This is a genomic window from Actinacidiphila epipremni, from assembly GCF_012034175.1.
Lineage (GTDB): Bacteria > Actinomycetota > Actinomycetes > Streptomycetales > Streptomycetaceae > Actinacidiphila > Actinacidiphila epipremni.
This window is the reverse complement of sequence record NZ_JAATEJ010000001.1, coordinates 37,185-57,488: the sequence shown is the minus strand read 5'-3', so window position 1 is coordinate 57,488 and position 20,304 is coordinate 37,185. Positions and strand designations below refer to the sequence as shown.

Genomic DNA, 20,304 nt, shown 5'->3' with positions numbered 1-20,304 from the left:
ACGGAGGGTCACCTGTGCGTGACTACTTGCTGAATCGAACACGCAGCCGCTACCTTGCTCCGGGTTGCATCTCGATTCGATTTGACTCAGGGGTGGGGAAATGCGTCGACGGGTACGTTTGCGCTGCCGAAAAACAGGCCGTCCGCGCGGAATATGGAAGTCCGCATTCACGGTCGCGACGATAGTCGGCGTAATTACGCCAGGTATAGCTCTTGCAAATGGCGGGGCAGCGGTCGCCGACTCCGGCGGCCCGGCGGCCCCCGTGTCCGGGGCGCAGGCCACACCGGCGCCGCAGCCCGACGAGCCGGCGCCGGCGCCCGGCGCACCGCTCGCGCCCCGGGACGACGCGGACGGCCTGACGGCCGCGCAGCGCAAGGCGGTGCAGGACGCACAGGCGCAGGCCGCCGCCGCGGGCAAGCCGGTCACCGTGGACGCGCTGACCACCCAGACGTCCACGACGACGGTCAACCCGTCCGGCACCACCACGTACGACTCCAGCCTGCTGCCGGTACGGGTCAGGAAGAACGGGGCGTGGACGCCGGTCGACGCCACGCTCGTGCACAACGCGGACGGCACGTACAGCCCCACCGCGGCGACCGGCCAGCTCACCCTGTCCGGCGGCGGCTCCGTGCCGCTGGCGGCGATGGGCGCGGGCACGGAGCAGCTGGCCTTCGGCTGGCCCACCGCGCTGCCCGCGCCGACCGCCGCGGGCGACACGCTCACCTACCCGGACGTCCTGCCGGACATCGACCTCAAGGTCACCGCCACGACGCTGGGCGGCTTCTCCGAGGTGCTGGTCGTCAAGTCGGCGACCGCCGCGGCCGATCCCGCGCTCGGCTCGCTGGTCCTCGCCACCCATGCCACCGGCGTCACCGTCGAGGACGCCGGGCCCGAGGGTCTCGCCGCGGTCACCCCGGGCGGCGACGTCGCCTACAGCGCGCCGGCGCCCCTCATGTGGGACTCCGCGAAGGCGGCCGGCGTGGCCGGTGCGCGGACCGTGTCACCGGCCGTACGCGCCCGCTCCGCGGTCCTGCCCTCGGCCGCGAGCCCGCAGCCCGGCGCGCACACCGCGCCCCTCGGCGTGGACGTGTCCGCCGGCAAGCTCACCCTCACACCCGACCGGAAGCTGCTCACCGGCAAGGACACCGTCTACCCGGTCTACATCGACCCGACCTGGAACCCGCATCCGACGTCCGGGGCGCGGCAGCACTGGAACGAGGTCCAGCAGGGCTGCCCCACGGCGTCCAACTTCGACTCCACCGAGTACGGCGATCCCGGCGTCGGTGACAACACCTACTCCGGCTGCAAGGGCATCGAGCGCTCCTACTACCAGCTCGCCGTGCCCTCGGTGATCTGGGGAGCGCATGTCGTCAGCGCCGTGATCAACACCACCGAGACGTACGCGGCCCAGTGCGACACCACCAGCACGGTCACCATGTACCAGACGTCGGCGGTCAGCAAGGCCTTCAGCTGGAACACCAAGCCCGCCGCCGGAGCGAAGATCGGCAGCCAGTCGTTCGCTCCCACCTGCAGCAGCTACGTCTCCGGCGGCTTCGCGGCGACCTCGACCCTCGTCAAGGCGGCGGCGGGCCACTGGTCGTCACTCGCCTTCGTCCTGATCAACGCCAACGAGACGAACGGCTACCACTTCAAGCGGTTCGCCGCGAACCCATCGGTCAGCATCACGTACAACCGGGTGCCCAACGCGCCGAGCACGCCGACCGTCAAGGTCACCGGCTCGACATACGGCTGCGCCACCGCCACGCCCTACCCGGTCCTGGGCAAGACCGTCGCCACGACGCCGCCGTCGCTGAGCGCGCTGGTCTCCGACCCGGACAAGGACGCGCTCCAGGCGACGTACACCTACTGGGTGGGCACGGGTGCCAAGGCGACCCTGAAGAGCAAGGACGTCTCCAGCGGGCAGCAGGCGCCGGCCTCCTTCCCGCTCGCGTACATCAAGGGCCTCGCCGACGGCACCGTCGTCAACTGGCAGGTGTCGGTGAGCGACGGCGAGGATTCCAAGGCCAACACCTCGACCTGCCACTTCACCGTCGACCAGCGCGCCCCGGTGGAACCGACGATGACGGCCGACGTCTACCCCGACATCGACGCGGACGGCGCCCCCGGCGCGCCCGCCGGCACGCCCGGCGCCTTCACCGCGAAGGTCGACCCCGGCACGAGCCAGAACAACGCGGCGAAGTTCGTCTTCGGCCTGGACTCCCCGCCCCCGACCTCGGGGGCGCCGGCGAGCCAGACCAAGACCGCGACGAACAACACGGCCACATACACCGCGACCCCCGTCGCGCCGGGCACGCACACGCTGTTCGCCTACGCGCTGGACTCGGCCGGCAACGAATCGCCCATGCACGAATACCACTTCACGGCGGTGGGCCACGCGGGGAAGACGTACCCGAGCCTGAGCGCGGCCTTCGACAACACGGCGGTGTCGGACAACGCCGACCCGGGCGCGGCGAACATCGACGGCGCCGGCTACTCCTTCTCTTTGCAGGACCTGGAGGCGCAGGGCTGGCAGCCCGGCGGCAAGCTCACCGTGGACGGCGCCACCTTCACGCTGCCGGACTTCGGCTCGGGCGCACCCGACAACGTCCTCGCGGCGAACCAGACCATCACCATGAGCGGCGAGCAGGGCGACGCCCTGCTCTTCCTCGCCACCTCGACATACGGCGGCAGTGCCGCCGACCGCGCCCCCGCCGACCACAGCAGCCCCTACGTGCCCGACGGCACCGCCGTCAGCGCGACCAACTGCACCTTCGGCTACGACGGCACCCACTACAGCGACTGCACCGAGCCCTCGGGGACGATCACCTACGCGGACGGGACCGCGCCCCAGTCCTACTACCTGTCGGTGCCGGACTGGGCCTCGGGCCCCTACCAGCTGTCGGTGAGCAGCTTCCCGAACACCAACGCCCCCACGGGGCAGTTCGCCAAGGCGCACAACATCTACGCCTTCGCGGTCCCGCTCGCCCGCGGCGCCGCGGTGGCCTCGGTGACACTGCCCGACCTGAACAGCAGCCTGCAGGCCTTCGTCCCCGGCCTGCACATCCTGGCAATGGCCGTGCGTGACACGACGACGGCGCCGGGCGGCGGCAGCTGGACCGGTGCATGGAGCTCGCCGAGTTCGAGCGGCGCGTACAACTACATCGGCGGCGCGGACTACGGCAACCAGACCTTCCGGACGCTGGTGACGCCGAGCACCGGCGGCAGCGGAGTGCGCATCAGGCTGTCCAACCGCGGCAACCAGACACCGCTGCACATCGACCATGTGACCTTCGCACACCAGGGCTCGGGCGCCGCCACCGCGGACACCCCGGTCGACCTGACCTTCGGCGGCTCGACCGGCGTGGTCATACCCGGCAACGGCGAGGTGTACAGCGATCCGCTGACGGCGACGGTCACCGCCCTGCATCCGGTGGCCATCAGCTTCCATCTGGCGACCAGCCTCCGCTACATACCCGAGCACGCCTGGGCCTCGGACACCTACCTCTACGTCAGCCCGGTCGGAAGCGGCGACCACACCGCCGACACGGGCAACACCGCCTTCGTCAACACCGGTCTGCCCTACGGGTTCTTCAGCGACATCCTGACGAACGTGGACGTCCTGTCCGCCGGTTCGCCGGGCACCGTGGTCACCGTCGGCGACCACCTGGTCAACACCACCGGGACCAAGGCACTCGGGGGTTACGGCCCGCCCGGGGTGCCGTGGCGGCTGGGCGGGGCTCTCGCGCGCAGCCTCCAGTCCACCACCCAGGACGTGCCCCGCTACGGGGTCGTCGCCGCGGACGTCCTCAACAACCGGGTGGCGACCGACGTCTCGGCCGGCAACGGGGGCGGCCGTTCCCTGCTGAACCGGCTGGACCAGGACGTCCTGGCGAATCCCGGCGTCAGTACGGTCGTCGTCGACGAAGGGCTGACGGACCTGCTGAACGGCACGGACGACGCCGAGTTGACCAGCGCCTACCAGATCCTGCTGGACCAGTTGCAGGCGTGGGGCATCCGGACGGTCGTCATGACGCTGACCCCCTGCGAGGGGTTCTCCCTCTGCACCGACGCGGTGGACGCCGACCGGCAGTCGGCCAACGAGTGGATCAGCGGCGTCCTCGCGGCCAATCCGCCGGGGCAGACGTACGTCGACGCGAACGCCCAGGTCGCCGTGGACGATCCCGCCGGCACCGCGACCCCGCCCGAGCAACAGCTCAGCAATCAGGCGGCTCCGTTCGACTTCGACGCCGGCGATCACGTCAACCTCACGCCCGATGGCTACGCGGCGCTCGCCGCGGCGGTCACCGGCGACCTGACGGTGCTCGTGCCGCCGGAGGAGTGAGGGGCGGGCATGGACAAGGGCGGGGCCCGGAGCGCTGGTCGGCGTTCCGGGCCCCGCCCTTTGCGTGGCGTGCTGCGCGGGTGCGGCTGCCGTCAGGCGGCGTCGCGGCGGCCGGCGGCCAGCCGCGGCGTCAGGCGGAAGCCGATACCGCCGGCGATCAGCGTCGCGGCGCCGATCAGCAGGAAGGTCGTGCCGCTGGAGCCGGTCTCGGCGAGCTGGCTCGTGGTCGTCCCCTGCGGAACCGGCTGGGTGTTGTCGGTGCCGGTGTTGTTGTTCCCGCAGTCGACGCTCTCACCGGTCAGCGTGCAGGTGTTGTTGTTCCCGTCCGTGCCGGTGCCCGAGCTGGTGCCCGTGGACGTACCCGTGCTCGTGCCCGTGCTGGGGCCGGTGCTCGGGGTGCCGGTGGAACCGCCGTTGGCGTTGCCGTTGGACGTGCCGGAACCCGGCGGGGTCGTGGGCGCGTCCGTCGTGGGCTCGTCGGACGGCGACGGCGACTCCGTCGTGGGCTCGTCGGACGGCGACGGCGACTCGGTCGTGGGCTCGTCGGACGGCGACGACGTGTCCGTCGGAGGCGTCGTGTCGCCGCCCGCCGGGAAGCCCGGGTCGGTCGTGGTCGGGTCGCCCTCGTCGAAGGCGACGACCGGCGAGTGCGACGGCGAGACGGCCTGGGCCGCGCCCACCGCGGTCAGCGAGGCGCCGCCGACGATGACGGCCGCCGCGGCTATACGGGCGACACGCACTCGCGTGTTGCGCTTGGTCATGTTCCAGTACCCCCAGTAGATATCCGCTCGGGGCTGCGCAGGCAGAGTGAGGGTGTCACTGGAGGGGGATGTCGGATCGTTCGCCCCGCCGTGCGCTGACGCCTCAATCGCGCGCATGCCGCGCATTACCCTCGCGGCTTTGCGGGGAGGCGTCAAGGGCATTAAGCAGGCAATGCCCCAATTAGCCGCATCCGCCCGGCACTTCTGTACACGGCTGTGACATGAGCCTCGTCACGCGCCGGGTGTCAAGGAGTCAGGCGGCGGTCTTCTCACGGGACTTGCGCCAGCGGATGCCCGCCTCGATGAAGCCGTCGATGTCGCCGTCGAGGACGCCCTGGGGGTTGCCGACCTCGTGCTCGGTGCGCAGGTCCTTGACCATCTGGTACGGGTGGAGGACGTACGAACGCATCTGGTTGCCCCAGGAGTTGCCGCCCTCGCTCTTGCCGAGGGAGTCGAGGAGGGCCTGCTCCTCCTGGCGGCGGCGTTCGAGGAGCTTGGCCTGGAGGACGTTCATCGCGCTCGCCTTGTTCTGGATCTGGGAGCGCTCGTTCTGGCAGGAGACGACGATGCCGGTCGGCAGGTGGGTGATGCGGACCGCGGAGTCGGTGGTGTTGACGCCCTGGCCGCCGGGGCCGGAGGCGCGGTAGACGTCGACGCGCAGTTCGGACTCGTCGATCTCGACGTGGTCGCTCTGCTCCACGACCGGCAGCACTTCGACGCCCGCGAACGACGTCTGGCGGCGGCCCTGGTTGTCGAAGGGCGAGATGCGCACCATGCGGTGCGTGCCCTGCTCGACGGACAGGGTGCCGTACGCGTAGGGCGCCTTGACGACGAAGGTGGTCGACTTGATGCCGGCCTCCTCCGCGAAGGAGGTCTCGTAGACCTCGGTGGGGTAGCCGTGCCGCTCGGCCCACCGCAGGTACATGCGCTGGAGCTGCTCGGCGAAGTCGGCCGCGTCGACGCCGCCGGCCTCGGCGCGGATGTTGACCAGGGCCTCGCGGGCGTCGTACTCGCCCGACAGCAGCGTCCTGACCTCCATCTCGTCCAGCGCCTTGCGGACCTCCTCCAGCTCGGCCTCGGCCTCGGCGCGGGTGTCCGCGTCGTCCTCGGCGTCGGCGAGCTCGAAGAGCACCGCGAGGTCGTCGATCCTGCCGCGCAGCGCCTCGACCTTGCGCAGCTCCGCCTGGAGGTGCGAGAGCCGGCTGGTGATCTTCTGCGCGCTGTCCGGGTCGTCCCACAGCGTGGGCACCGCCGCCTGCTCCTCGAGCGCGGCGATGTCGGCCCGCATCCGGTCCAGGTCGAGGACAGCCTCGATCGACCCCATGGTCGAGGACAGGGATTTCAGTTCTTCGGATACATCGACGATTGCCACGGGTCCAGCCTACCGGCTGGCCGAAACTTGCCGAGCCCGTCGGACCTGACGACGGCGCCCCGACCGCGGCCCTTCCTACCAAGGGGGGCCAGGGGGCCTCATACCGACGCCGTCGCCCTGCTGAGCGTGCCGCCCGGGGTCCGGGTGAAGATCTCCAGCGTGTGCGGCGACGCCGCCACCGCGCCCAGCGCCCGGTCCGCGTCCGTGCCGGGCAGCGGCGCGGCCGACCAGTCGGCGTCCTGCGAGGCAGCGGCCTGCCCGCCGGAGGCGAAGGCGTACAGCCGGCCCCCCGCGGCGACCGCGTCGGGGCGGGACGTGGCGTCCAGGCCCTCGATGACGCATGCGGGCCGCCAGGCGCCGCCCGAGTACGGGAGCTGGAGCACCGCGCCGTCGGCCTTGCGGACGACGAAGGCGTCGAGGCTGCCGCGGGCCCGGGAGACCAGCGCGGGCGCGGCGGTGATCCGGCCCGCGGTGGGCACGACGGCCCAGGCGTTCCACCGGTCGCCGACCAGCGAGGCGGTGACCAGGTCGCCGCCGACCCGGCCCACCAGGTCGATCCGGCCGGGCTCGGAGGACGCGGCGGCGGGCGCCGCGTCGAAGTGGGTGCGCTCGTCGACCTGCGACCAGGCGTTCCAGTGGCCGGCGGAACCGCCGGACCCGCCGGCACCCGCGGAGCCGCCGGCCGCCGTCATCGTCCTGCGGTAGAGCAGGCCGTCCGTGCCGAGCGCGAACAGGTCGATACGGCCCTGCCGCGCGGAGACCACCGCCGGGTCGTCGTCGACGTTTATCCCGGTGAGCTTGTGCCACCGCCCGTAACCGGAGGCGTCGCGCACCACGTACCAGACGTTCTTGTCCTGGCCCCGGGCGAAGACGTATGTGGCGCCGTCGAGGACGAGGGCGCGCGGGCCGCCGGTGAGCGGGACGCCGGCGGCGGGCACGCCCTGGAAGGCCGACCACTGCGGCAGCGCGACGGGCCGCCCGGTGCGGCTCTGCGGCGCGTCGGCGGAGGCGGCGGTCGGGGCGGCGGGGGTGCCGGCGGCGGGCGTGGTCGTGGCCGGGTCGGTGGTGGGCGGGGTGTCGCCGCGCGAGTCGCCGCCGGAGCCGGTCCCCGAGCCGGACGAGCCTGCCGAGGCGATGCCCCAGCCGCCGAGCCCGGCGACGGCGAGCGCCGCGGCGGCTGCGGCGGCGAAGCGGATGCGGCGCTGCCGTATGGCGTCGGAGACGGAGCGGTGCCGCGGGCTCGCGGGCCGCCCGGGCGCGGAGGCCCTGCTGCGGCCGGCGCCGCGCGAGGCCGCGCCGAAGCCGGCCAGCTCCTCGGCGGTGGGCAGCTTGATGCTGGTGTGGGTGTCCCGGCTGGAGTCGGGCGCGGCGGCCCGCACCAGGGGCACGGCGCCGCGCTTGCGGTCGCCGCCGGGCGGGGTCGCGGGGGCGGGGGCGGGCGGCGCGAGGGGCGGTTCGAGGTCCGCCTCGCCGTACCCGCCCTCGTCGTCGTGCTCGCCGGGGCCCGCGACGTCCAGCGCGGGCAGGCCGGCCAGCCGCGGCAGCAGGTCGCGCAGGTTCGCGCCCAGCTCGGCGGCGGTGAGCCGGGAGGCCGGCGCCTTGGCCAGGCACGCGCTGAGGATGCGGTCCAGCTCCGCGGGCAGGCCCGGCAGCGGCGTGACGGCCTCGGTCACGTGCCGGCGCAGCACCGCCCCGGGGTGGCCGCCGCCGAACGGCGTGAAGCCGGCGAGGAGTTCGTACAGCACGGTGGCCAGCGCGTAGATGTCGACGGAGGCGCGCGGCGGCAGGCCCTCGATGATCTCGGGGGCGAGGTAGTCGGGGGTGCCGATGATGCGGGTCGCGCGGGTGCGGCGCGGGGTGTCGACGAGCCGGGCGATGCCGAAGTCGGTGAGCAGCGCGGGCGGGGCGCCGCCGGGGCCGGTCGGGGCGGCGGAGTCGAGCAGCACGTTCTCCGGCTTGACGTCGCGGTGGACGACGCCGGCGGCGTGCGCGGCGGCCAGGCCGTCGGCGACGTCCGCGGCGATCGCGACCGCGGCCTCGGGGGCCAGCCGCCGCTCGCGCTCCAGCCGGGAGCGCAGGTCGGTGCCGCGGACCAGGTCCATGACCAGGGCGAGGTCGCTGCCGTCCACGACGAGGTCGCGGATGCCGACGATATGCGGGTGGTCGAGCGACAGCAGGGCGGTGCGTTCCTGCACGAAGCGGCCGACGAGGTCCTGGTCGGAGGCCAGGTCCTCGCGCAGCAGCTTGATGGCGACCGGTCCCTCGGGGCCGTCACCGAGCCACACCGTGCCCGCGGATCCCCGCCCGAGCACCTGGTGGGCGGTGTAGCGGCTGCCGATCTTCCTGGCCAATGCGTGCTCCGACTCCTGCGGCGGTCCGTCGCGTGGGCGACCAAGCGTTGCCGACAAAGCTACGCGGGTCGGGGGCCGTTCGGGATACGGGAAGCCGGTGAGTGGGGGTTCTGCACGAGAAATCACCCTTCGGAAGTCGACAAATCCCCACAGTGGTCGGCCGGATGGGCGTACGAGCGGCTCCGCGCCCGGCGTGCGGTCCGTGGTTGCCGGGTGCGCGGTCAGTGGTTGCCGGTGAGGTTCTTGCCGAGGTCCTTCAGGCCGCCCGGGTCGAGGCCGGACGGCAGGGCGGAGGGCAGGCCCTGGCCGTCGATGCCCGGGGTGTTGCCCAGGCCCGGGTTGTCGGTGCCCTGGCCGCCGCCGGAGTCGCCGGTGATCGAGGAGATCTTGTCCCAGGCCGAATGCGCCCAACTCGACGTCGCGTCCCACAGGTTGCGGGTGCTGTCGACCCAGTGCGGCAGCGGGGTGGTGTACCAGACGACGACGAAGAGGACGACGAGGACGAGGATCACCGTCAGGCAGCCCTTGAGGCAGCCCAGGCCCGGGATCTTGACCGGGTTGGCGCTGCGCCGGCGCGGCTCGTGGCCGCGGGGCGGCTCGGGCGCGGGGGCCTGCGGGCGCGGCTGCGGCTCGTAGCGCTGCGGCTGGGGCTGCTGCCGGGGCTCGTACGACTGCGGCGGCGGGGCGGGCCGGCGGGCCTGGGGCTGCTGCGAGTAGGGCTGCTGGTGCTGCGGCGGTTGCTGCTGCGGCTGCTGGTGCTGGGGGTAGCCGTAGCCCTGGGCGCCGCCCTGCTGCGGGTAGCCGTAGCCCTGGCCCTGCTGCGGGGCGCCCTGGCCGTACGCCTGGCCCTGTGCCGGGCGGGCCGGCTGGCGGCGCGGGCGGCGGAAGAGCGGGTCCATCTCCGGGGGCAGGTAGTGCGCCTCGGTCTGCTCGTTGCGGTTGCGGGCGGCGTTGAGCTGCGACTCCCACGGGTGCGGGCCCTGCGCCTGCGGCGGGCCCTCGTCGCCCATGGGCGGCATGACGCGGGTGCCGTCGGCGGCGGGGCGGCCTGCGCCCTCGGCCGGCAGCACGCTCGTCGCGGCGGCCGGGTCGTAGCGCGGGCCGCCGCCGCCCTGGCCCGAGGGCAGCACCTGCGTCGGGTCGGAGTCGCCGGCGGAACCGGCACCGGCGCCCGCCCCCGCGCCCGTCCCCGGCACCAGCGTCGGCGTCTCGTCCGGCGCGAGCAGCGCGGCCACCCCGAGCGCGGCCTCCGCGGCGGCCGGGCTGGCGTGCACGCCGACGCCCGCCGCGACGACCCGCAGCGCGCGGGCCAGGCTGTCGGCGCTCGGACGCTGCGCGGGCTCCTTGCGCAGGCAGCGCTCGATGACCGTCCACAGCGGCTCGGGCACATTGCCGGGGCGGCGCGGCTGCTGGTTCAGGTGCGCCTGGAGCACCTCGATGGCGTTCTCGCCCTGGAAGGGGGTGCGGCCGGTGACCAGCTCGTACAGCATGATCCCGGCGCCGTAGACGTCGACGGCGGAGGTCTGCGGGCGGCCCTGGGCGGATTCGGGGGCCACGTAGGCGGGGGTGCCGACGAACTCGTGGGTGCGGGTGACGCCGGGTGAGTCGGCGAGCCGGGCGATGCCGAAGTCGGTGAGCATGGGGTGCATCTGCTCGTTGCCCTCGGCGTCGGTGAGGGTCGCGAGCAGGACGTTCGCGGGCTTCAGGTCGCGGTGGACGACGCCGTCGGCGTGGCTGGCGGCGAGCGCGTCGGCGATGGTGGCGGTGAGCAGGGAGGCGGCGACCGGCGAGAAGGGGCCGTTCTCGCGCAGGTAGCGCTGGAGGTCGGGGCCGTCGACGAGGTCCATGACCAGGGCGAGCAGGTCGCCCTCGACGACCAGGTCGCGGACCCGCACGATGTGCGGGTGGCGCAGCCGCAGCAGGACGGAGCGCTCGCGCAGGAAGCGCATCACCACGTCCGGGTCGCCGGCGAGCTCCTCCTTGAGCACCTTGACGGCGACGGTGCCGCCGACCGCCACGACGCCGCCGGGCACGCCCTCGGCCGCGCCGCCGCCGGCGCCGCCCGCGTCGTCCCGCACCCGGGCACGCCAGACGGTGCCTGTGGCGCCGCGCCCGAGCGGCTCCTCCAGGAGGTATTTGCTGCCTACCGGCCGCACGTCATGCGCTCCCTGCTCCGTAGTGGCCCGGCCCTCGCGGTGCCCGATTCCGGCCAAGCGTAGTGCCGCACGGCGACCGGTGGGCCGGGCGGCGGCGCCGGGATTTCCCGGGTAGGACGCGCCGCGCCGGTACCCGGTTGCGTACGCACCCGCACGACGGGCTGCGCCCGGGCGAGGTGGGGCGGGCGTGCGGGGCGGGGCGCGCACCGGCGCGGAAACGGTCGCGAAAGGGGTACGAGGGGGGCGCGGCCGGGCCGGAAGCGGTCCGCGACCGCACGGAAAGCGTACGAGTACGGCCACGGAGCGCTGCCGCTACGCCCGAGCGCGCCACCGGGAGCTCGCGGTTACGCCATCCCGGGGCGTCCAGCGGGCGGCGGGCGCGAGCCTGGCCGGCCAGGTGCAGTGCGTGAGGCGCGGGGGGAGGTCGGGCGCAAGGCCGCCCGGCCGCGTACGGGGACGCAAGGCGCAGGGCCGCCCGGCCAGGCGGGTCAGGCTCCGGGGGGCGGGTGGCCTTCCCGAGTGCAGGTGCCTCGGACGCGGGGCCGCCCGGCCGCGTGCGGGGACGCCGGGCCCAGGACTGCCGGTCCCGGTGCGCCAGGCCCGGGAGGGGCGGGGAAAGGTCGGGCGCAAGGCCGCCCGGCCGCGCGCAGGGCTGGCCGGCCGGGGGTGCGTCAAGGCGCCGGGGGCGGGTGCCCCGGGGAGGGTGGGGCGGGGGGGGGTGCGGTCCGTGGGGCGGGCAAGATCATGGCGGGGTGGTGCCGGGGGCGGGATGTCGGTGGCGGGTGGGAGGATGCACCCGTACGGTCCGGTGGGGGCACGCGGGGGCGGCCCTGCCGCTCGTGCCCGCCTGCCGACCGGAGTCACCGGTTCCGGTTCGCGGCCGAAGGTGTCAGTGTCAACGCGCCCGTGCGCGGCCGGGGGGATCTCCGCCGCGTGCCCGGGCAGAAGGGACCGCGGACGAGATGCAGATCCGGCTGACCGTCCTCGGGCCGCGCGGCGGCCGGGCGACCCGCGGCGCCGACGTGCTCGTCACCGCCCCTGCGGGCACGGTGCTGGGCTCGGTCGCCGGTGCGCTCGCCTCCGCGGCGGGCTCCGGGCAGCCGGGCCGCTCCGCCGGGTCCTCGGTGGCCCTCTACGCCGGTCCCGAGCGCGTCCCGCCGACCGCGGTGCTGGGGCTGCCGCCGCTCGTGGACGGCGCGGTGCTGGCGCTGCACGCCCCCGCCGAGCCGCACGACCACGGGCCGTACGGCAGCTTCGGGCGGTACGGCGACGCGGGACCGTACGGGCGCCCCGCCGCGGATGTGCCGCGGCTGCTGGTCGTCGGCGGGCCCGACGCGGGCGGGGTGCACCTGCTGCCGGGCGGGCGGGCCGTGATCGGCCGGTCCGCGGAGGCGGACGTACCGCTGGACGACCCGGATGTGTCGCGGCTGCACTGCGAGGTGGTCTTCGGGGCGGACGGCACGCTCACCGTCGCCGACCTCGGCTCCACGAACGGCACGCTGCTGGCCGGCCGGCCGGTCGGCGAGCAGCCGGTGCCCTTCCCGGCGGGCGCGCTGCTCCAGCTGGGCGAGTCCACGCTCCGCCTGGAGGCCCCGGGCACCCCGGCCCCTCCCCCGCTGGCGGCCGAGCCGGACGCGGACGGGCACCTTCGGGTGTCGCTGCGGGATTCCCCCTGGCCGGCGCAGACGCAGGCGCAGACCCCAGCGCAGCCGGACGGCACGGGCGCCGGGGACGCCGGGGACGCCGGCGTCCCGACCGCGGGCGGCGCGCAGCCGCAGCAGGCGCCTGCGGGCCCGGGCCCGCAGGCGCCGTACGGCCAAGCCCCGTACGGCCAAGCCCCGTACGGCCAAGGCGCGGACGCCGCCGGCGGTACGCGCCCGGACGCCGCGCGCACCCCGCGCCCCGGTACGGACTCCGGGCCTGGCCCGGCCGGCGCGTACCCCGAGGGCGACCCGGGCGGCGCGCAGCCCCACCGCCCGGCGGCCCGCCCCGGCGAGCGGCGCGACACGGGCCAGGCCCGCCGTCCCGGCGCCGGCGCGGGCGGGCGCGGCGGGGTCGTCGGGTCGATAGGCGCCTGGGCCAGGCGGCGGCTCGCGGGCCCCGGGCGGGCCGAGGGCGAGGAGGCGTACGCCGGGGCCGAGGCGGAGGCGCTGCGGGAGCGGTGGCCGGATCCGGCCGCGGTGCTGCTCACGGCGCTGGGCCCGGGGCGGCGGCTGTGGGAGCGCGGGCCCGGGCACCCGGACGCGCTGACGGTACGGCTCGGCACCGCAGAACCGCCCGCCGAGCAGGGCGCCCGGCGGCCGGTCGGCGTGCCCTTCACGGTGGACCTGCGCGACCCGCGCACCGCCGCCCTGACGCTGGCCGGGCCGCGGCCCCGGCTCGCGGGGCTGGCCCGCGCGGTGCTGGCGCAGCTGTGCGCGCTGCACTCGCCGGGCGCCCTGGAGGTGGTGCTGCTCAGTGCCGACCGGGCCCGGCCCGCCGACCAGCGGGCCGAGGAGTGGTCGTGGCTGAACTGGCTGCCGCACGTCCGGCCCGCGCACGGCCAGGACTGCCGGCTGCTGCTGGCCTTCGACCGCGAGCAGGCGCAGGCCCGTACCGCGGAGCTGGTCCGCCGGATCGAGGACGGGCCGGTGCCCGGCGGCCCGTACGCGCTGCTGGTCGTGGACGGTGACCCGGGCTCGCCCGGGCTGCGCGAGAGCGTGGCCCGGATCGCCGCGGCGGGGCCGGCGGCCGGCGTGCATGTGCTGTGCCTGGCCGAGCCGGGCGAGCGGCCGGCGGTGGAGACCGGGGTCGTCGCCCGGCTGTCGGGGGACGTGGCGACGACGCTGCGGGTCGAGCCCGCGGGCGCGCCGCCGGCCCCGGCGGGCGGCAACGGTGGCGGTGACGAGATCGTGCTGGACGCGGTGTCGGCGGCCTGGGCCGAGCATTTCGCCCGGGCGCTCGCGCCGCTGCGGGAGGCCGACGCGGAGGCGCCGGGCGCCGGGCTGCGGCACGCGCTGCCGGTGTCGGTACGGCTGCTGGACGAGCTGGACCTGGCGCTGGCCACGCCGGCGAAGATCGCCGCGCGCTGGGCCGCCGCGCATCCGGCGGCGCCGGCCGCGACCGCGGTGCTGGGCGCCGGGGCCGGCGCGGGCGGCCGGGTCGCGGTGGACCTCGTCGCGGAGGGCCCCCATCTGCTGGTGGGCGGGGCGCCGGGCGCGGGCAAGACGGAGCTGCTGCGCTCGGTGGCGGCGGCGCTCGCCGCGGGTGAGCGGCCCGGCCGGCTCGCGCTGATCCTGGTGGACGGGGCGGGCCAGGGCCGCGGCGAAGGGCTCGCGGCCTGCGCGGACCTCCCGCATGTGACGGAGCATCTGGTGGCCTCCGACCCGGTACGTATGCGGGACTTCGCGCAGGCCCTCGGCGCCGAGCTGAAGCGGCGTGACGCGGTGCTGGCGGGCCGCACGTTCGCGGCATGGCACGCCGACCACCTGGTCGCGGCGACCGTGCCCCACCAACGCGCCGCAACCACAACGCCCGCCCCGGGCCCGGGCCCAACGCAGGGCGCAGCTCCGGGCGGAAGGCCGGCTCCGGGCCAGGGCACGGGTCCGGCATCGGGTCAGGGCGCAGGGATGGGCGCAGGCCCAACGCAGGGCGCGGGTTCGGGCGCACGGCTCGGGTCAGGCCCCGGTGGAGAAACCGGCGGCGTGGAGGCGTCAGGCATGGCGCGGCTCGTCGTCCTCGTGGACGACCTCGACGCACTGGTCGCCCCCGCCCTCGGCGCGCCCGGCCGGCCCGCCGCCGGCAGCGTCGTACGGGCGGTGGAGGCGGTGGCGCGGGAGGGCGAACGGCTCGGCGTGCACCTGGTCGCGGCGACGGGCCGGCCCGAGCGGACGGCCGGCACGGAGGCCGACGAGCGCTCCCCGCTGCGGATAGCGCTGCGCATGCCGGATCCGGAGTCCGCGGCGCTCCTGGTCCATGTCGAGGACCCGGCGGGGCTGGACGAGGCGGTCCCCGGGCGGGGCTATCTGCGGCGCCCCGGCGGCGCGGTGACGGCCTTCCAGGCGGGCCGGGTCAGCGGACGCATCCCCCGTACCGCGACGCTCCGCCCGACCGTGGTGGCCCTGGAGTGGGACCGGATGGGCGACCCGCCGGCCCGCCGCCAGGTCCGCGAACTCGGCAACGGCCCGACGGACCTGGCCCTGCTGGCGAGCGCCCTGCAGCGCGCGGCGGAGGCCACCCCGCTGCCGTCCTAGCGGTGTCCGGCGCAGCCCCCGCCCACCCCTCATGATCGCGACGGCAACCCCTGTCCGCCCCCTGAAAAACCCCTCAGGACAAGGGCAAGGTTTGAGCCAAGATCACGGAGTTATCACATCGGGCCGTATGGACGGTTCTCGCCCTTGCCGGGGGAAGTTCACCGGGCGTAGGACAGGACGCCACGGGACTGAGGGGATGCGAGATGCACAGGTTAAAGGGCAAGCCGTTCACAGCAACCGCCGGTGGCGCGTCGCACCGCCGGGCTACGCGCATAGCACTCGCCGCGGCAGCGGCATCCGCGCTCGTGCTGAGCGCTTCCGCCTGCGGGGGCGGCGGAAGCGACGACAACGGCAAGGACAAGAAGACCTCCAGCCCCACCGCATCGGCGTCCGGCAGTGCCGCCGGCGGCGGGGAGAATCTGCAACTGCCCGATCTGCACGGCCAGAAGCTCGAAGTGGCCGCGGTCTGGACCGGGCCCGAGCAGAAGAACTTCCAGAAGGTGCTGGACGAGTTCGACAAGCGGACCGGCGCGAAGAGCACCTTCGTGCCGACCGGCGACAGCCAGTCGACCTTCCTCGGCACCAAGATCCAGGGCGGCGCCCCGCCGGACGTCGCGTTCCTGGCGCAGAACGGCGTGCTGCACCAGTTCGCCGACAAGGGCTGGATCAAGCCCCTGGGCCCGGCCGCGCAGGCGGAGTTGCAGAAGAACTTCTCCAAGGGCTGGCAGGACCTGGGCGCCTGGAAGGGCAAGCAGTACGGCATTTACGCCAAGGTGTCCAACAAGTCCATGATCTGGTACAACACCGCCGCGTTCAGCAACGCGGGCGCGACGGAGCCGAAGACCTGGGACGACTTCCTGAAGACGGCCGAGACCGTCTTCGACTCCGGTACGGCCCCGGTGTCGATCGGCGGCGCGGACGGCTGGACGCTCACCGACTGGTTCGAGAACATCTACCTCTCGCAGGCCGGTCCGGAGAAGTACGACCAGCTCGCCGCGCACAAGATCAAGTGGACGGACCCGTCCGTGAAGGACGCGCTCACCACGCTCGGCCAGCTGTTCAGCAAGACCGACCTGATCGCGGGCGGCACGAAGGGCGCGCTCGGCACCGACTTCCCCAAGTCGGTGACGCAGACCTTCACCGGCAACCCGCCGGCCGCGGCCATGGTCTACGAGGCGGACTTCGTCTCGGCCTTCATCTCGGCGAACACCAAGGCGAAGGTCGGCACGGACGCCAAGGAGTTCGCGTTCCCGGCGGTCGGCTCCGGCAAGGCGCCGGTGGTCAGCGGCGGTGACGTGGCGGTGGCGCTGAAGGACACCCCGGCGGCGCAGGCGCTGCTGACGTTCATCGCGTCGACGGACGCGGCCAAGATCTGGGCGCAGGGCGGCGGTTACCTCTCGCCGAACAAGAGCCTGGACTTCGCGGCCTACCCCGACGACGTGCAGCGCAGCATCGCCCAGTCGCTGATCGGGGCGGGCGACGACTTCCGCTTCGACATGTCGGACCAGGCTCCGGCCGCGTTCGGCGGGACGAAGGGCGAGGGCGAGTGGAAGGACCTGCAGGACTTCCTCGCCAAGCCCTCCGACGTCGCGGGCGCGCAGGCCAAGCTGGAGGCGGACGCCGCCAAGGCCTACGGAGGCTGAGGGTGGCCCCGGCATCGGTGGCGGACGCCACCGCGGGGGCGGGCGGCGGCGGCAGCGCCGCGGTCCCGTCCCCGCCGGGTTCCGGCAGGCCCCGGCCGCGGCGCGGCATCACCGCCACCCGCCCCTGGGTGGCGGCGCTGTTCCTGCTGCCCGCGCTGATCCTGCTGGGCGCGCTGGTGGCGTACCCGATCATCTACACGGTCAAGCGGAGCCTGTACGACGCGGACGGCAGCGGCTTCGTCGGGCTGAAGAACTTCGGCACGGTCTTCTCCGACCACGGCATCCTCACCGCGGTCCGCAACAACGTCATCTGGGTGGTGGTCGCACCCGCGGTGGCGACCGCGCTCGGCCTGGTGTTCGCGGTGCTGACCGAGCGGGTGCGCTGGGGCACGGCGTTCAAGCTGGTCGTCTTCATGCCGATGGCGATCTCGATGCTGGCCGCGGGGATCATCTTCCGGCTGGTGTACGAGCAGGACCCGTCGCAGGGCGTGGCGAACGCGGTGGTGGTGGCGGTGCACGACACCTTCACCGACAACGCGGCCTACCCGGGCGCAAGACCCCGCCCCAACAGCGACCTGAAACCGACCGCCGGCGGCTCGTTCACCTCCGCGTCCGCGGCGGCGAGCGGCACTGCGGCCGATCTGCCGCTGGTGGGCATCCCGGCGAACAAGGTGCCCAAGGGCGCGGCCGACGCCAAGCCGGCGGCGCCCGAGCCGGGCAAGGTCACCGGCACGGTGTGGCTGGACTTCCGGCCCGGCGGCACCGGCAAGCCCGGGGTCATCGACCCGGGTGAGAAGGCGCTGTCGGGGGTGAAGGTCCAGGCGGTCAAGGACGGCAAGGTCGTCGCGTCGGCGAAGTCCGGCAAGGACGGCACGTACAGCCTGCCCGCGAAGGCGGTGGGTGCCCAGCTGCGACTGCCGGGCTCGAACTTCTCCGGGAAGTACGAGGGCATCAACTGGCTGGGCCCGACGCTGGTCACCCCGTCGATCATCGTGTCGTACGTGTGGATGTGGGCGGGCTTCGCGATGGTGCTCATCGCGGCGGGCCTGGCGGGCGTGCCGCGGGAGCTGATGGAGCAGGCGCGGGTGGACGGCGCCAACGAGTGGCAGGTCTTCCGCCGGATCACGGTGCCGCTGCTGGCGCCGGTGCTGGTGGTGGTGACCGTCACGCTGATGATCAACGTGCTGAAGATCTTCGACCTCGTCTACATCATCGCGCCGGGCAACACGCAGCAGGACGCCAATGTGCTGGCGCTCCAGCTGTATCTGTCCTCGTTCGGCGGCGGTGACGACCAGGGCGTGGGCAGTGCGATCGGCGTGATCCTGCTGCTGCTGGTGCTGCCGGTGATGGTCTTCAACATCCGGCGGCTGCGCAAGGAGGGACGGCGATGAGCGCGGACGCGACCGCGGGGTCCGCGGTGGAGCCGGTGCGGGGCGAGGAGCGGCCGGTGGCCGTGCGGCCCCGGCGGCGGCTGGGGGCGCGGCTCGCGGAGCTGGCCGGCGGCGGTGTGGTGCGGGTCGTGCTGCTGGTGGTGGGCCTGTTCTGGCTGCTGCCGACGGTGGGCCTGCTGCTGTCGAGCCTGCGTACCCCGGCGGACATCTCGGCGAGCGGCTGGTGGAAGGTCTTCACCTCGCCCTCGCAGCTGACGGTGACGAACTACCGCTCGCTGCTGGACAACCACGCCATCACCGACTCGCTGGTGAACACCGCGCTGATCACCGTGCCGGCCACGCTGCTGGTCGTGGTGATCGGGGCGCTGGCCGGCTACGCGTTCGCGTGGATGGACTTCCCTGGCCGCGACTGGTGGTTCATCGCGGTGGTGGCGATGCTGGTGGTGCCGGTGCAGGTGGCGCTCATCCCGGTGGCCAAGCTCTTCGGCGACATCGGGATCTTCGGTGACATCTCCGGGGTGGTGCTCTTCCACACCGCCTTCGGGCTGCCGTTCGCGATCTTCCTGCTGCGCAACTTCTTCGCGGAGATCCCGCGCGAGCTGCTGGAGGCGGCGCGGCTGGACGGCGCCGGGGAGCTGCGGCTGTTCGCCCGGGTGGTGCTGCCGCTGGGCGGCCCGGCGATCGCGTCGCTGGGGATCTTCCAGTTCCTGTGGGTGTGGAACGACATGCTGGTGGCGCTGATCTTCGCCGACAGCGGTTCGCAGCCCATCACGGTGGCGCTGCAGCAGCAGGTGCGGCAGTTCGGCAACAACATCGACATCCTCGCGCCGGGCGCGTTCGTGTCGATGATCGTCCCGCTGGTGGTCTTCTTCGCCTTCCAGCGGCAGTTCGTGTCCGGTGTGATGGCCGGCGCGGTCAAGTGATCCGGTGCGCCGGGCCGGTCGCCCCGGGTGACGGCACGGTGACGTAGGAGGACGGAACGGCCTGCGGGGGCGTCTACACTGACGCCCCCGCAGCCGGGAGCCGCCCCTTGCGGGCGGCTCCCACCCGTTCGAACGGATCCCCGTATGACGCTCTCCCCCACCGCCGCCGATCCGGCCGGCGAGCGGCTTCCCGCGCCCACCTGCCTGGACGACGTCAAGGGCTGGTTCTTCCCCGTCGACCAGGTGCTCTTCGACTGGTTCCTGGGCCGCCAGCAGGAGCTGACCGAGCCGGGCGACCTGCTGGAGATCGGCGCGTACATGGGCAAGAGCGCCATCTTCGCGGGCGGGTACCTGCGGCCGGGCGAGACCTTCACCGTATGCGACCTGTTCGATTCGCCGGCGCAGGACGACGCGAACTCCGCGGAGATGCGCTACTCCTATTCGACGCTCACCCGTCGCTCGTTCGAGGCAAATTACCTGTCCTTCCACGACGAGCTGCCGGCCGTCGTGCAGGGGCTGTCCTCGCTGGTGCCGGACCGGGTCGCGGCCTCCAGCGTCCGCTTCGCGCACATCGACGGCTCGCATCTGTACGAGCATGTGCGCGGCGACATCGACAGCGCCCGGGCGCTGCTGCACCCGCACGGCATCGTGGCGCTCGACGACTACCGCTCCGAGCACTGCCCGGGGGTGGCCGCCGCGGTGTGGGCGGCGGTGGCCACCGGCGGCCTCAACCCGGTGTGCGTGACCGGCACCAAGCTGTACGGGACATGGGGTGATCCGGGGCCGGTGCGCGAGGCGCTGCTGGAGTTCCTGGCCGGGCGCGAGGACCTGTGGCACGGCGTGGAGGCGGTGGCCGGCGGGCAGCTGGTGCGGATCAAGCCGAAGGGCGCGGTCACCACGCCGCCGCACCCGGTCTCCCGGCACCTTCCCGAGGAGCCGGCGCCCGAGGCCGTGCCCGAGCAGCCGCCCGTACCGGCGCAGGCGCCGCCCGCGCCGGCCGCCGTACGGCGCCGCTCGCCGCTGCGGCGGTTCGCGCTGAACGTGCTGCCGCCGTTCGTGTCCAAAGGCTTCGTAAGGCTTCGTACGGCGCTGCGCCACCAGGCGTAACCAGCGGGGCAGCCGCGCGTTCGCAG

General features: G+C 74.2%; 9 protein-coding genes and 1 pseudogene. 6 read left to right on the top strand and 4 right to left on the bottom strand.

The features are described 5' to 3' along the window. The first annotated feature begins 262 nt into the window (after positions 1 to 262). On the top strand, positions 263 to 4,342 hold the full coding sequence (locus tag HCN08_RS00170) for a hypothetical protein (protein WP_322974144.1): 4,080 nt from the start codon (positions 263 to 265) through the stop codon (positions 4,340 to 4,342). Positions 4,343 to 4,434: 92 nt separating this feature from the next. Here the strand turns inward: HCN08_RS00170 and HCN08_RS00165 are convergent, their stop codons facing one another. From HCN08_RS00165 to HCN08_RS00150, 4 genes and pseudogenes are all read right to left on the bottom strand, one after another. Continuing rightward, the gene (locus HCN08_RS00165) at positions 4,435 to 5,103 is read right to left on the bottom strand and encodes a hypothetical protein (RefSeq protein ID WP_167980730.1); all 669 of its coding nucleotides are present in this window, start codon (positions 5,101 to 5,103) and stop codon (positions 4,435 to 4,437) included. 253 nt (positions 5,104 to 5,356) lie between these two features. Next, a complete protein-coding gene (prfB, locus tag HCN08_RS00160; RefSeq protein ID WP_167980728.1) occupies positions 5,357 to 6,475 on the bottom strand; it encodes a peptide chain release factor 2 in 1,119 nt (372 codons plus the stop codon). Between the two features lie 1,016 nt (positions 6,476 to 7,491). Then, positions 7,492 to 8,826, bottom strand: a pseudogene (locus HCN08_RS34930) (serine/threonine-protein kinase); the annotation flags it as partial. A 221-nt stretch (positions 8,827 to 9,047) separates the two neighbouring features. Continuing rightward, the gene (locus HCN08_RS00150; RefSeq protein WP_167980726.1) at positions 9,048 to 10,982 is read right to left on the bottom strand and encodes a serine/threonine-protein kinase; all 1,935 of its coding nucleotides are present in this window, start codon (positions 10,980 to 10,982) and stop codon (positions 9,048 to 9,050) included. 962 nt (positions 10,983 to 11,944) lie between these two features. Here HCN08_RS00150 and HCN08_RS00145 point away from each other — a divergent pair. From HCN08_RS00145 to HCN08_RS00125, 5 genes are all read left to right on the top strand, one after another. Next, positions 11,945 to 15,214 carry an FtsK/SpoIIIE domain-containing protein gene (locus HCN08_RS00145; protein ID WP_167980725.1) on the top strand — a complete coding sequence of 1,090 codons (3,270 nt, stop codon included), beginning with the start codon at positions 11,945 to 11,947 and terminating at the stop codon, positions 15,212 to 15,214. Positions 15,215 to 15,417: 203 nt separating this feature from the next. Next, complete coding sequence (locus HCN08_RS00140) at positions 15,418 to 16,857, top strand: ABC transporter substrate-binding protein (protein WP_167980724.1); 1,440 nt, start codon at positions 15,418 to 15,420, stop codon at positions 16,855 to 16,857. A 2-nt stretch (positions 16,858 to 16,859) separates the two neighbouring features. Next, entirely contained in the window at positions 16,860 to 18,248 is a 1,389-nt protein-coding gene (locus tag HCN08_RS00135) for a carbohydrate ABC transporter permease (protein ID WP_407648609.1), read from the top strand. Further along, positions 18,245 to 19,171 (top strand): carbohydrate ABC transporter permease, encoded by a 927-nt coding sequence (locus tag HCN08_RS00130; RefSeq protein WP_167980723.1) that lies wholly within the window; start codon positions 18,245 to 18,247, stop codon positions 19,169 to 19,171. The genes HCN08_RS00135 and HCN08_RS00130 overlap by 4 nt, the downstream gene beginning before the upstream one ends. A 144-nt stretch (positions 19,172 to 19,315) precedes the next feature. Beyond that, positions 19,316 to 20,278 carry a class I SAM-dependent methyltransferase gene (locus tag HCN08_RS00125; protein WP_167980722.1) on the top strand — a complete coding sequence of 321 codons (963 nt, stop codon included), beginning with the start codon at positions 19,316 to 19,318 and terminating at the stop codon, positions 20,276 to 20,278. The last annotated feature ends 26 nt before the right edge of the window (positions 20,279 to 20,304 follow it).